The organism is Streptomyces sp. NPDC028910, from assembly GCF_055564955.1.
This window is the reverse complement of record NZ_JBVHVF010000029.1, coordinates 63,884-77,258: the sequence shown is the minus strand read 5'-3', so window position 1 is coordinate 77,258 and position 13,375 is coordinate 63,884. Positions and strand designations below refer to the sequence as shown.

General features: G+C 72.8%; 10 protein-coding genes. All 10 read left to right on the top strand.

What is annotated here, in order from left to right; all coding sequences use genetic code 11:
• Window positions 1-249 precede the first annotated feature (249 nt).
• The 10 genes from ACZ4TV_RS28180 to ACZ4TV_RS28135 all read left to right on the top strand — a co-directional run bounded on the left by ACZ4TV_RS28180 (window position 250) and on the right by ACZ4TV_RS28135 (window position 13,358).
• The gene (locus ACZ4TV_RS28180) at window positions 250-1,032 is read left to right on the top strand and encodes a hypothetical protein (protein WP_468137839.1); all 783 of its coding nucleotides are present in this window, start codon (window positions 250-252) and stop codon (window positions 1,030-1,032) included.
• Window positions 1,032-1,352, top strand: coding sequence for a PqqD family protein (locus tag ACZ4TV_RS28175; protein WP_468137838.1), 321 nt, complete (start codon window positions 1,032-1,034; stop codon window positions 1,350-1,352). The genes ACZ4TV_RS28180 and ACZ4TV_RS28175 overlap by 1 nt, the downstream gene beginning before the upstream one ends.
• 63 nt (window positions 1,353-1,415) lie before the next feature.
• A complete protein-coding gene (locus ACZ4TV_RS28170; RefSeq protein WP_468137836.1) occupies window positions 1,416-3,383 on the top strand; it encodes an AfsR/SARP family transcriptional regulator in 1,968 nt (655 codons plus the stop codon).
• A 73-nt stretch (window positions 3,384-3,456) separates the two neighbouring features.
• On the top strand, window positions 3,457-4,770 hold the full coding sequence (gene purB, locus ACZ4TV_RS28165) for an adenylosuccinate lyase (protein ID WP_468137835.1): 1,314 nt from the start codon (window positions 3,457-3,459) through the stop codon (window positions 4,768-4,770).
• Complete coding sequence (locus ACZ4TV_RS28160) at window positions 4,757-5,161, top strand: GNAT family N-acetyltransferase (RefSeq protein ID WP_468137834.1); 405 nt, start codon at window positions 4,757-4,759, stop codon at window positions 5,159-5,161. The genes purB and ACZ4TV_RS28160 overlap by 14 nt, the downstream gene beginning before the upstream one ends.
• Before the next feature lie 28 nt (window positions 5,162-5,189).
• Window positions 5,190-6,899 carry a hypothetical protein gene (locus tag ACZ4TV_RS28155; RefSeq protein ID WP_468137832.1) on the top strand — a complete coding sequence of 570 codons (1,710 nt, stop codon included), beginning with the start codon at window positions 5,190-5,192 and terminating at the stop codon, window positions 6,897-6,899.
• Window positions 6,889-8,388: an amidase gene (locus ACZ4TV_RS28150; RefSeq protein WP_468137831.1), complete on the top strand. Its 1,500-nt coding sequence runs from the start codon at window positions 6,889-6,891 to the stop codon at window positions 8,386-8,388. Before ACZ4TV_RS28155 ends, ACZ4TV_RS28150 begins: the two co-directional genes overlap by 11 nt.
• Complete coding sequence (locus ACZ4TV_RS28145; RefSeq protein ID WP_468137830.1) at window positions 8,385-9,926, top strand: glutamine synthetase family protein; 1,542 nt, start codon at window positions 8,385-8,387, stop codon at window positions 9,924-9,926. The genes ACZ4TV_RS28150 and ACZ4TV_RS28145 overlap by 4 nt, the downstream gene beginning before the upstream one ends.
• Window positions 9,916-11,889 (top strand): FAD/NAD(P)-binding protein, encoded by a 1,974-nt coding sequence (locus ACZ4TV_RS28140; protein WP_468137829.1) that lies wholly within the window; start codon window positions 9,916-9,918, stop codon window positions 11,887-11,889. The genes ACZ4TV_RS28145 and ACZ4TV_RS28140 overlap by 11 nt, the downstream gene beginning before the upstream one ends.
• The gene (locus ACZ4TV_RS28135; RefSeq protein WP_468137828.1) at window positions 11,889-13,358 is read left to right on the top strand and encodes a nitrosuccinate lyase; all 1,470 of its coding nucleotides are present in this window, start codon (window positions 11,889-11,891) and stop codon (window positions 13,356-13,358) included. Before ACZ4TV_RS28140 ends, ACZ4TV_RS28135 begins: the two co-directional genes overlap by 1 nt.
• The last annotated feature ends 17 nt before the right edge of the window (window positions 13,359-13,375 follow it).

Below are 13,375 nucleotides of genomic sequence, written 5' to 3'. Positions count from 1 at the left end.
GCCAGATTCGAGTTGGCTGGCACCTGGCGTTCCGTCAGTACGCTTGTGCAGTATCGATTTCAAGCGGCCGACCGTGTGACTGACGTCGCACCCTTGCCGCCTGACTTCTTCCTCAAGATCGTTGCTAGAGTCCAAAATTAACCACCTGGCTCAAGGCGATTCGACCGCCTTGATCTAGGATGTGCGGATGTTCGCCGGCCCTGATGATCTCAGGTGATCGCGGACCTGCAACGGGAAAGGTAGTGCTCCATGACGTATGACGTATCCGGGGTAATCGCCGAGCTCAGCAGCCGGTCGCTTCTCCCGGACCATTACGACACCGTGTTCGCCAGCGGATCCCTCGTCAGAGGCTGGGGCAACCCCACCAGCGACCTGGACGTCCACGTCGTCACCCGGGACCACTGGGTCAGTGGAATCGACGAGACCAACCATGTCGCGCTGGAGCCGAACACCCTCCAGTACGAGCAGATCTTCGTCGACGGCCGCCGCTGGGACATCGAGTACTGGACCGCGGGCCAGGTCGAGCAGGTCCTCTCGAAGGTGACGACAGAGCAGTTCGGCGACGACCAGGGAACCTGGCGCACCCTCAGTTACCACGAGATCGCGTTGCTGGAACGCCTTCCCTACGCCGCCGCCGCCGATTCCGGCAGTTGGCTGGAATCCATCCGCGCCCGGCTCGCCGACTCCGCCCACCACTCCGTCCTCGTGGTGAACTCCCTGAAGCAGGCGGACAGTTATACGGAGGACACCGCCGGCCAGATCGCCCGCGGCGACCTCTACAGCGCGGTCATCGCCTCGCGCAACGCCTTCAACCACGCGGTGGACGCGCTGACCGCGAGCCACGGCCAGTTCGGCAGTCTGTGGCCCAAGTGGCGGGCCCGCCGCATGCAGATCGTCGATCCCGCACTGCTCCCCTTCGAGGAGTACTGGGCCATCGAGACGATGCGCTCCTTCGACCCCGACAACCCGCAGAAGTGGATCGAGGAGACCATCGCGGTCTGCCAGCGGATCTCCATGGAGGTGTCGGTCTGATGGCACCCGAGGACAACGCGGCCCCCCTCGTGATCGGTCCGGAATCCGTCGCCTCCCTCCCGCTGAACGTCAAGATCCGCAACCATCGCGGTACGACGGTCGTCGGCGGATACCAGCATTTCTTCGAGTTGACGGACTCCGCTGCCCACATCTGGCGCCAGATCGACGGAACCCGGACAGTGAGCGATATCGCGACGCTCATCGCCCGGGAATACGACATCGATCAGGAATCCGTGATGCAGGACATCATCGAGCTCTTCGCCGAACTCGCGGCACACGACGTCGTGAAGATCTCCGAGAGCAGTTCTCGACTCCAGTGACGCACGTGAACGAGCGGGGGCTCTGATTTCTCGTGCGTCCGGTTCGACAACCGGGGGAAATACATGCTGGACGATCTCCAGTTCGGTGTTTTCGGTCCGCTGACCATAAGGCGGAACGGACGTGCCGTCGAAATTCCACAAGCCAAACACCGGGTCCTCGTCGCCGCCCTGCTGCTGCGCGCCAACCGTGCGGTGACATCGGAAGAACTCATCCAGCAGCTGTGGGGCAACGACCCGCCGCTGACCGCCCGCAAGACGCTTCAGGGCTACATAGCGCGGTTGCGCAAGGTACTCGGCGCGGACGTCGTCGTCAGCCGCGCCTCCGGATACGCCATCCTCACCGACGGCGACCGGCTGGACCTCGACCGCTTCAACCACGCCGTCCAGCAGGCCGAGATCGCCGACGACCCGGCCGAGCGAGCCCGCCTCTTCCGCAGGGCGATGGGCGAGGCCGGCGGAACCCCGCTCGTCGACGTTCCCTCCGAGTACCTGCGGCAGGGCGACGGAGCGGCCCTGGTCGAGCGCTGGCTCAACGCCACGGAGAACTGGGCGGACGCCGAGATGGCGGTCGGGCGGCACGCCGAGGTGTTGCCCCGGCTCCGGGCACTGGTCTCCGAGCACCCCTTCCGCGAGAGTGCCTGGAGCCGTCTGATGAAGGCCCTGTACCAGGCCGGGAGGCAGGCCGAGGCGCTGGGCACCTACCAGGAGGCGCGCCGCGTCCTCGCCGAGGAACTCGGTGTGGATCCGGGCCAGGAGCTGCGAGCGGCACACCGGCAGATCCTCGCCGGACCCGCCGCGGACGACGAACGGTGGGAGGAGGGGCCGTCGCCGGCCCACCCGCCCCGGCGCACGGCCACCCCGTTCACCCTCCCGCCACGGCTCGCCGAATTCGCCCGTCCCGACATCGAGTCCAGGCTGATCCGGCGGCTGCTGCACACCCCGCAGGAGGGGGCGGCAGTCCAGGACGGCGACCCGCCGCGCACCCTCGCGCTCTACGGGGAGGCGGGCGTCGGCAAGACCACCCTCGCGGTCCGGGTGGCGCACGCCGTAAGCCCGGCCTTCCCGGACGGACAACTGTTCGTGGAGCTCCAGGGCGACGACGGACCGCGGCCGCCGGAGGACGTCCTCGGCGAGCTGGTGCGCGCCCTCGGGGTCAGCCCGGCGGCCGTACCCGCCGGGACCGGTGAACTCACCGCCCTCTACCGGGGCCTGCTCTCCCAGCGCCGCGCCCTGATCGTCCTCGACGGCGCCTTCGACGAGGCCCAGGTGCAGCCGCTGCTGCCCGCGTCGCCCACCTGCGCCGCCCTGGTCACCAGCCTCCAGATGCTGTCCACGCTGGGCGGCACCAGCCACACCCGGCTGGGCCTGCTCACCGCCGAGGAGGCCCGGGACATCCTGGGCCGGATCATCGGCGCCGACCGGCTCGCGGCCGAACCGCAGGCCGCCGCCGACCTGGTGGAGTACTGCGGCCGGCTCCCGCTGGCCATCCGGATCGTCGGCGCCCGACTGCTGGAGCGCCCGCACTGGCAGGTCCGCCACCTCGCCGAGCGGATGTCCTCCACGCGGCGCAGGCTGGACGAGCTCCAGGTCGGGAACCTCAGCGTGCGGGCGAGCCTCGCGGTCGGCCAGGCCGCGCTCGGCAGCGCCGAACGCCGTGCCTTCCGCCTGCTCAGCCTGCTGGAGGCGGACTCCTTCCCGGTGGCCGTCGCCGCGGCCGCGCTCGGGCTGCCGCAGGACAGCACGGAGGAGCTGCTGGAGCGGCTGACCGCACAGCACCTGCTGGAGGCCGACTTCGTCAAGGCCAGCGGAGTGCGCTTCGCCTACCACCCGCTGGTGCGGCTCTACGCCCGCGAACTCACCTTCGACGTGGACTCGGCGCAGGCCCGGCACGCGGCCGTGCAGAGCGCACTCGCGGCCTGGTACGCGGTCCCGCCGCGGCCGGGGCTCCTCACCGCTCGGCACACCACCGGTCCCGCGGGCAGAGCGCACGGCGAGGCCGCCGCACCCACGGTACTCAGCTTCACCGCCTGAGCGCCCTGCCGCCGCCCAGCCAGGGCCGTCCCGCACGGAGCCTTGCCGGTGCCCGACCGACAGCCAAGGAGAAGTGTCGTTGATCGAACGCTATTCACATCCCGAGATGGCCGAACTCTGGACAGAGGAACACAAGTACGCGACCTGGGTCAGGGTCGAGGTCCTGGCGAGCACGGCCCAGGCCGAACTGGGCCTGGTGGACCGGCGGGCACTGGAGGACATCCGCAACGCGCCGGTCCCGTCCGTGTCCCGGATCCGCGAGCTGGAACTCACCCGTGACCACGAGATCCTCGCCTTCCTCGCCGCCTACACCGAGACCATGCCCCCGGACTCCGCGCGCTGGGTGCACCACGGGATGACGAGCTACGACCTGGTCGACACCTCCCTCGGTTTCATCCTCGCGCGCTCGTGCGACCTCGTGCTGAACGCCGCCCGAACGTTCCTGGAACTGCTCACGGCGCGCGCGCTCGAACACTGGGACACCCCCTGCATCGCCCGCACCCACGGCATCCACGCCGAACCCACCACATTCGGCCAGAAGCTGGCCGTGCACGCCTTCGCCATGCGCCGGAGCCTCGCACGCCTCACCGCGGCCCGCGCCGCCGTCGCCGTCGGCACCCTCTCCGGCCCCGTCGGCACCTACGCGCACATCTCCCCGTACGTGGAGGAGTGGGTCTGCGCGCAACTGGGCCTGGAGGTCGAGGACATGCCGACCCAGGTCGTGGCCCGCGACCGGCACGCCGAGCTGCTCTCGGCGCTGGCGGTGACGGGTGCGGTGGTCGAACAGTTCGCCCTGGAGATGCGGATGCTCCAGCGCACCGAGGTCGGCGAGGTGGACGAACCGCGGACCAGCGCGTACCAGGGTTCCAGCGCGATGCCCCACAAACGCAACCCGACGACGAGCGAACGGTTGTGCGGCCTCGCCAGGATCCTCCGGTCGAACGCCGGCGCCGCGTACGAGAACGTCGCGCTCTGGCACGAGCGGGACCTCGCGCACTCCTCCGTGGAGCGGGTCATCCTCCCCGACAGCCTCACCGTCGCCCACTACCAGCTGGTGTCGGCCGCGGACCTGCTCGCGGGGCTACGGGTCTTCCCCGAGCGGATGGCACGCAACATCGACGCCACCCGCGGCCTCGTCTACAGCTCCGAGGTCTTCCTGGACCTCGTCGCCCGTGGCCGGGACCGCGAAGAGGCCTACCGGCTGGTCCAGCACGCCGCCACCGAGGCCTGGGAGTCCGGATCGACCCTCGTCGCCGGCCTCGCGGCGCGGGGCGTCGACGTCGCGGAGGAACTCCTCGTCCCAGGGCGCTTCCTCGCCAACCGCGCCCACCTCAAGGCCCGACTCGACCGTCTCGACAAGGAGTTGCAGAACCATGTGGAAGTGTGAGCCCGTCGTCGGTGCCAGCCTCGACGTGGCCGAGGTCACCGCCCTCTACCGGGCGTCCACCCTGGCCGAACGCCGCCCGGTGGACGACGTGGAGCGGTTCACCCGGATGCTCGCCGGAGCCAACCTCGTGATCGCCGCGCGCATCGACGGGCGGCTGATCGGCATCGCGCGGTCGATCACCGACGGCGCGTACGTCACCTACCTCAGCGACATCGCGGTGGACGCCGAGTTCCAGCGCCGAGGGGTAGGACGCGACCTGATCAGGGCCACCCGCGAGGCCGCGCCGCGCGCGAAGCTCGTCCTCCTCTCCGCTCCAGCGGCGGTCGACTACTACCCCCACATCGGCTTCACCCGCCACGAGTCCGCCTGGACGCTCGATGCGCTCGGGTGAACCGGACCTCCGGAAGAGGTGAACCACGATGCTTCTCAAGACGCCCGGATTCGACGCCCAGGTCAAGGCGGCCGCCGAGCGCGCACGCGGCTGCGGGCTGGCCGCCGACGCGGTACGGATAGCGGCGACGCTCGACGGGATGATCCCCGAACACGTCGGCAGGGCGGCCCTCGGCCTCGGCGAGCGCATGTACCTGGAACTCGCCGAGGCCCACGCGGCCGGCCTGGACGCCGCCACCGACACCACCGAGGGGGAGCTGCTGCTGCTCACCGAGACCGGGCGGCTGCGCGTCGTGCCCGCCGGTGAGCGCCGGGACCCCGAGGCCGGCGGCGCCCCGCTCGGCACGCTCAAGTGGCAGGCCCGGCCGGAGTCCCTCGGCCGCCTCTGGACCCTCGCGGAGGAGGTCCAGCGGCTCCAGTTCGAGGAGATCCACCGCTGGGTCGCCACACTGGACACGGCGGACCTGCACGCACGGCTCGACGCCATCGCCCACGCCCTCCTCCACATGGCCCCCGTCCTGCTGTACGTGGGCGAGCGCTGCTACAGCAACCTGGGCCGGTTCAGCAATCTGCCCGGGCGCTCGATGGCCCCCGGCGCCGAGGGGTCGGTCCTCACGGTCCTGCGCGACACACCGGTGGCACGCTGGACGGCCGAGGACGCCACCTTCGTCGCCTGCGTGTACGCGCTCATCCACTCGGGCTCCCCGGTCCGCGCCGAGGAGTTCAACGGAGTCCAGCTCGCCCCCGACGTGCTCAGGGAGTTCCTCCGCGAGCGCATAGCGGCGTACGGCGAGCAGGCCCCGGACATCGCCGCCCAGCCGGCCGGCGCCGGGCTCGACCTGCTCTCCGGCGCCTGCGCCCGCGCGAGGGCGGCCAGGCTCGCCGAGGGCGCGGTCTTCTACCGGGAGATCAACGGCGCGTCCCTGCACAAGCGCGAGCGGCTCATGGCCGAGCCGGTCACCTGGGCGGAGCTGCCGCCCGAGCTCACCGCGCTGCTCGCCGAGGCCGCCGGGCAGCCGCTCCCGTACGACGCCGGCCCCGACGAGCTCGGCTCCGCCACGCGCGACCTCGTCGAGCGGGTCGCCGCCGGGCCGGTACCCGCCGGATTCACCACCGCGTACGAAGGGTTCCTGCACCGGTTCTTCGAGACGGTGGCCGACGCCCTGCACTGCGACGTGGTGATGGGACGCGGCCCCAAGGACGTCCGCGTCCTGCACAGCGCGTTGCCCGCCCAGCGCCGGGCGGCCCTGGCGACCCGGGACTTCTACTGCTGCGTGGCGGCGGGCCCGTCCTTCCGGACGAGGTTCGGCGAGGACCGGGCGGGCCTGTCCACGGCCCTGTCCGCGTACAGCGCACGCATGCGCTACAACACCTGGCACTACCTGCCCCACAGCATGTCGTGGACGAACGAGGAGCAGGGCCGCGACGACTGGTTCTTCGCGCCGGGGATGCCCGACATCACCAACTGGTCCGACCAGCACCACACCGGACACGTCGCCTTCGGGGTGCGCCACGCGCTGCGCGTGCCGCTGGGCATCGTGCTGGAGGACCGGTTCCGGCAGGGCCTGTACGACCTGCGGCTCATGCGTACCGACGGCGACCCGTTCGAGCTGTCCCACCTGCGCACGGCGACCGCGATCGGACGGGTGCAGGCGATGGTGCACCAGGCGGCGGCCGACCGGAACCTGACGGTCAGTGACTTCGACAACGCCTGGTACCGGGACTTCCATGTCTCCTGACACCGACGTCCGCAGCCGGGGGATACGCGCGCGCGACGCGCGGTTCTCCGACATCCGCACGCTCCGGGCGCTCTACCGCGACGGCAGCGTGCTGCCCTCGGAGTTCGTGGCCGCCACGTTCGAGCTCCTGGACCGGTGGGAGCCGCACCTCGGCGCCTTCCTCACGCTCGCCCGCGAGCGGGCGGGCACCGAGGCCCGGGCCGCGGACCGGCTGCTGCGCCGGGAGGGCCGCGCCGCCTGGCGCGGCAGGCCGCTGCTGGGCATGCCGGTGACGGTCAAGGACCTGACGCGGACCGAGGGGATCCGCACCACCCGCGGATCGCTGCTGGACGTCCGTACGGTGCCGGATCGGGACGCGCCCGCCGTCGCCCGGCTCCGGGCGGCCGGCGCCATCGTCGTGGGCAAGACCAACACCTCGGAGGGCGGATGGAGCGCGGCCGGGAAGAACCGGCTCCAGGGCCCCACGCGCAACCCCTGGGACCTGACCCGCACGTCCGGCGGCTCCAGTGCGGGAGCCGCGGCCTCGGTGGCCGTGGGCATCGGCATCGGTGCCACCGGTACCGACGGCGCCGGCTCCATCCGGCTGCCCGCCGCGTTCTGCGGCGTGGTCGGCTTCAAGCCCTCGCTCGGCCGGGTCCCGTACGTCCCGCAGAGCCCGGACGAGCTCTCCCACCTGGGACCGCTCACCCGGACCGTCGCGGACGCCGCCGAACTGCTCGCGGTGATGGCCGGGGCCGACGCACGCGATCCGCTCTCCGTCGGGCTGCCCGGGGAGGTGAGCGGCGATCCGGACCCGGCGGCCGACCGGCTGCCGCCGCTGCGGATCGGCTGGCTCCCCTCCCTGGGCGGGCCGGGGCCGGACCCCGTGATCGCCCGCGTCGCCCGGCAGGCCGTGGAGCGGCTGGCCGCCCGGGGCCACCACGTCGAGGAGATCGCCCCGCCCTTCGAGGACGCGTACCCGGCCCTGGTGACGATCCTGGCCGGCTGGGAGGCCGCGGCGCACCCGTACGACGAGCCGGGGACCACCGGCCTGCTCGACCAGGACCGGCTGGAGATCATCCGCTACGGGCGCGGGCTGAGTGCCGCGGCGCTGGCCCGGGCCTACGAGGCCCGGGCGCTGCTGCGGGCCCGCAGCCTGTCCCTGATGGCCCGCTACGACCTGCTGGCCATGCCGACCGTCGGCATCGAGCCGTTCGCCGCGGACCTGCACGCACCGCCCCCGCCGCCCGGCGGCACGAAGCCCGGGGGCGGCCCCTCCTGGCTGGCCTGGGCCCCCGAGGCCTACACCTTCAACCTGACCGGCCAGCCCGCCGTCTCGGTGCCGGCCGGCCTGACCCCGGCCGGCCTCCCGGTCGGGCTCCAGCTGGTGGGCCCCCCGCACCAGGACATGCGGGTCCTCGCCGCCGCCCGCCAGCTGGAGCAGAGCGCCCCCTGGCACCACTGGTACCCGCGACTCACAGCACCACGGCCGGAAGAGGAACCGACATGACCAAGGACCGCACAGCGCCACGCCTCCCCGAGCGGCCCTACGGTCGCTTCGACACGGGGAGCGTCGGCTTCGTCGAGCGGCACCGCCTGTGGGACGAGGCCCGGCAGGCCGCTGCGGCGGAGATCGAACGCAGCCTGGACTCACTGGAGTTCGTCCGTGTCGGCTTCGGGGACCCGCACGGCCTCATGCGCTCCAAGACGCTGACGGTGGACTCCTTCCGCACCGCCCTGCGCAACGGCATCGACATGAGCCCGGGCCCCTTCGTCTTCGACACCGGCCATGCGGTGGGCGTCGACTTCTTCGCCCCCGGCGGCGGCCTCGGCATCACCGAGCTCACCGGCGCCGGGGACTTCCTCATCGTGCCCGATCCCCTCACCTTCCGGGTACTGCCCTACACCGAGGCCGCCACCGGATGGGTCGTGGCGGACGAGTACCTGCGCGACGGCAGTCCCCACCCGCTCTCCAGCAGGGCGGTGCTGCGCCGCGCCTGCGAGCGTGCCGCCGGGCACGGACTGGACTACGTGGTCGGGCTGGAGGTCGAGTGGTACGTGACCCGGCTGACCGGCTCGGTGACCGGCGCCTCGGTCGGCGGGTTCGGACTCCAGGGGGAGCCGCCGGCGGTCGAACCGGTCAACAGCGGCTACCAGTTCAACCTGGACAACTTCACCGACGCACTCATGCCGGTGATCACCCCGCTGGCCCGCGCACTGCGCGACCTGGGACTGCCGCTGCGCACCGTCGAGCACGAATCCGGCCCGGGCCAGCTGGAGTTCACCTTCAGCCCGATGAACGGCCTCGACGCCGCCGACGCCATGCTGCTGTTCCGTACGGTGGCCAAGCAGATCTGCGCCCGACTCGGATACCACGCCTCCTTCATGGCCCTGCCGGGCCTGGACCGCTTCGACCCCAGCGGCTGGCACCTGCACCAGTCGCTGTTCGACCGGGCCGCCGGGACCAACGCCTTCGTACCCCGGGACGGGGCCGGGCCGCTGTCCCCCCTCGGCCGCTCCTACGTGGCGGGGCTGCTCGCACACGCCCCGGGGACGACGCTGTTCTCCGTACCCACCGTCAACGGCTACCGCCGGTTCGAGGGGCAGTTCTCCCTGTCCCCGGACCGCATCGTGTGGAGCGCGGAGAACCGGGGCGCGCTCGTGCGCGTGCTGGGCGGCCCGGGCGAGGAGTCCACCCACGTGGAGAACCGCATCGGCGAACCCTGCGCCAACCCCTACCTCTACCTGGCCGCGCAGCTGACCGCCGGCCTGGACGGCATCGAACGCGGCCTGGATCCGGGCGACCTGGCCCAGGACCCGCACGCCGACTCGGCGGCCGCGCTGCCGCGCGACCTGGCGGCCGCCATCGCCGCCACGCAGGACAGCGCCCTGGCCAGGACCCTGCTCGGCAAGCACCTCCACGACTGCTTCGTGCAGCTCAAGCGCACCGAGCTGGCCCGGTTCGAGCAGTGGCGGGCCACCGCCCCGCCCAGCGCCCCCGGGAACGTCACCGCATGGGAGCACCGTGAGTACTTCGGTGCCTACTGACGCACCCCGGCCCGACGGGGGAAGCTGGTCCGAGGTCTGCGTCATAGGCTCCGGACCGCGCGGCCTCTCCGTACTCGAACGGCTCACCGCCTCCGCGGACCGGCTCCGGGCCCGCGGCGCGCGCCTGCGCGTCCACCTCGTCGATCCGCTGCCGGGCAGCGGCCGCGTGTGGCGCCCCGACCAGTCGGAGCAGCTGCTGATGAACACGGTCGCCTCGCAGGTCACCCTCTTCACCGACGAGAGCGTGCGGATGGCCGGACCCGTGGTGCCCGGCCCCAGCCTCTACGAATGGGCCGCCGACCCGCGCCGGCGCGCCCAGGCCGGGCTGCCGGCCGACGAGGGCGGCCCGGGCGCGAACGACTACCCCACCCGGGCCCTGTTCGGCCGCTACCTGCAATGGGTGCTGCGCAGCCTCGTGCGCCGGGGCGGGACGGAGATCCTCACCCACCCCGCGCGGGCCGTCCGCCTCGACGACGAGCCCGACGGACGCCAGCGGGTGCGCCTGGAGAACGGGACCGAGCTCGGCGGCCTGGACGCGGTCGTCCTGGCGCAGGGCCACCTGCCGGTCGCGCCGACCCCCGGTGAGGCGGCGCTGGCGCGGTTCGCCCGCCGCAGGGGACTGCGCTACCTCCCGCCCGGGAACCCGGCCGAGGCCGACCTCCGCGGGATCGAGGCGGGGGAGAACGTGCTGCTGCGCGGTCTCGGCCTGAACTTCTGTGACTATGCTGCCCTGTTGACCGTCGGCCGTGGCGGCGTGTTCGAACCCAAGGGGACCGGCCTGGTGTACCACCGTTCCGGTCTCGAACCCGTGCTGTACGCCGGTTCCCGTCGCGGAGTGCCCTACCAGGCCCGCGGCGAGAACGAGAAGGGCGCTCACGAACGGCACGTCCCGCTGCTGCTCACCCCGCGGACCATCGCCCGGCTGCGCGGCGGGCCGGGCCGGCCCCGGCCCTCGTTCCAGCGCGACATCTGGCCCCTCGTCGCCCAGGAGGTCGAGACGGTCTACTACACGACCCTGCTGCGCCGCCGGGGCCGGCCCCGGGCCGCCGAACAGCTCCAGCGCGCCGCGTCGGCGGGCCCCTGGTCCGCCGAGACCCGCGACGGGCTGCTCGACACGCTGGGCGTCGAACCCGCCCTGCGCTGGGACTGGGCGGCGGTCGCCCGCCCGTGCGGCGGCCGGTCCTTCACCGACCGCCGGGAATTCACCTCCTGGCTGCTGGAACACCTGCGCCGGGACGTCGCCGACGCCCACGAGGGCAACGTGAGCAACCCGTACAAGGCGGCACTCGACGTGCTGCGCGACCTGCGCAACGAGGTGCGGCTCCTGGTCGACCACGGGGGGATCTCCGGCGGCGACTACCGCGAGGAACTCCTGGGCAGCTACACGCCGCTCAACGCGTACACCTCGATCGGCCCCCCGGCGCTGCGGATCGAGGAGACCATCGCGCTGATCGAGGCCGGCGTGCTCACCGTGCTGGGCCCGCGGGCGAGGTTCGGCGCCGACGAGGAGAGCGGCCGCTTCAGCGCGTCCTCGCCGCGCGTGGGCGAGGACCCGGTCACCTCACGGGTGCTGATCGAGGCCAGACTGCCCGAACCCGACCTGGCGCGCACCGAGGACCCGTTGCTGAAGTACCTCCGGGACACCGGACAGTGCACGCAGTACGTGATCGACGACGAGCACGCGCCGCTGCGCACCGGGGGAGTCGCGGTGACCGAGCGCCCCTACCGGCTGATCGACGCGTCCGGCGTACCGCACCCGAGACGTTTCGCCTACGGCGTGCCCACCGAGGGCGTCCACTGGGTGACGGCGGCCGGGGCCCGGCCGGGGGTCGATTCCGTGATCCTCGGCGACTCCGACGCGATGGCCCACTGCATCCTGGCGCTGAGCGGTCCCGGGGAAGTGAGGCATACCCCCGCGCCGCATGCCGACCCCTGCCTCGACTCTCTGACGAGGAGCGTGTGATGGCCGGCGTGACGAGGAAGACGGCCCCGGCCGGACCGGACACCGGTCTGTTCTCGCCCGTCAGGGCGGGCGCCGACACCGAGGCGGGACTCACCGAAGAGGCCTGGGTTCAGGCCATGCTGGACGCCGAGGCGGCCCTGGCACGCGCCCAGGCCCGGCTGGGCACCGTCCCGCCGGAGGCAGCCGCGACCATCACCGGCTGCGCCCGCGCCGAGGCGATCGACCTGCCCGCACTGGCCCTTCGGACCCGTGGCGCGGCCAACCCGGTGGTCGCGCTCGTGGAGGAGTTCACCTCGGTGGTGGCGGCGGCCGACCCCGAGGCGGCGCACTACGTCCACCGGGGCTCGACCAGCCAGGACGTCCTCGACACCGCGACCATGCTGATCGCCGCGCGCACGCTGCGGCTCGTGCTCGCCCAACTGGACCGCACCGCCGACGCGCTGGCCCGGCACGCCCACGAGCACCGGGACACCCTCGCCGCCGCCCGCACCCTCGGCCAGCACGCGGTGCCCACCACCTTCGGGCTGCGCGCGGCGGGCTGGCTCGTCGCGGTGCTGGACGTGCGCGGCAGGACCGCGGCCCTCCTCGACGGCGGCCTGCCGGTACAACTGGGCGGCGCCGCGGGGACCTTGGCCGGGTACGTGGAGTACGCGCGCCTGGCGCACACGGGCACCGGATCGCCCGCCGCTGCCGGCCCTTTCGACGTCGGCGCGTACACCGACGACCTGATCGCCCTCTTCGCGGCCGAGACGGGGCTGGCCGCACCCGTGCTGCCCTGGCACACGGCGCGGACCCCGGTCGCCGACCTCGGGGCCGTCCTGGCGCTGACCTCCGTCACCCTCGGGAAGTTCGCGGCAGACGTGCAGAACCTGTCCCGGACCGAACTCGCCGAAGTCGGCGAGCCCGCCGAGGCGGGACGGGGCGTCTCCTCCGCCATGCCGCAGAAGCGCAACCCGGTGCTCGCCACCATGATCCGCTCGGCGGCCCTGCAAGTGCCCTCCCTGGTCCTGACGCTGACGCACTGCGCGATCGCCGAGGACGAGCGACCCGCCGGTGCCTGGCACGCCGAATGGCAGCCGCTGCGCGAGGCACTGCGTCTGGTGGGCGGAGCGGCCGCCACCGCCGCGGAGCTCGCCGAGGGACTGGTGGTGCACCCCGAGCGGATGCGGGTCAACCTGGGCATCACCGGCGGCGCCATCGTCGCCGAGCGGCTGGCCGCCGTCCTCACGCCCGTGCTGGGCAAGGCGGGCGCGAAGCGGCTGGTCGCCCGGGTGTCCGTGGGGGCGACGGCGGCCGACTCGCTGGTGGACGCGGTGCTGGCGGCCGCCCCGGAAGCGGCCGCCGCGTTCACCCGCGAGCAACTGGCCGAACTGCTCGCGCCCGCCGGGTACACGGGGGCGGCAACGGCCCTGACCGACCGGGCGCTCGCCCACCACCGCGCGACCCTGCCCGCCGGGCCGCGCGACTGACTTCCGTACGGCGTTGG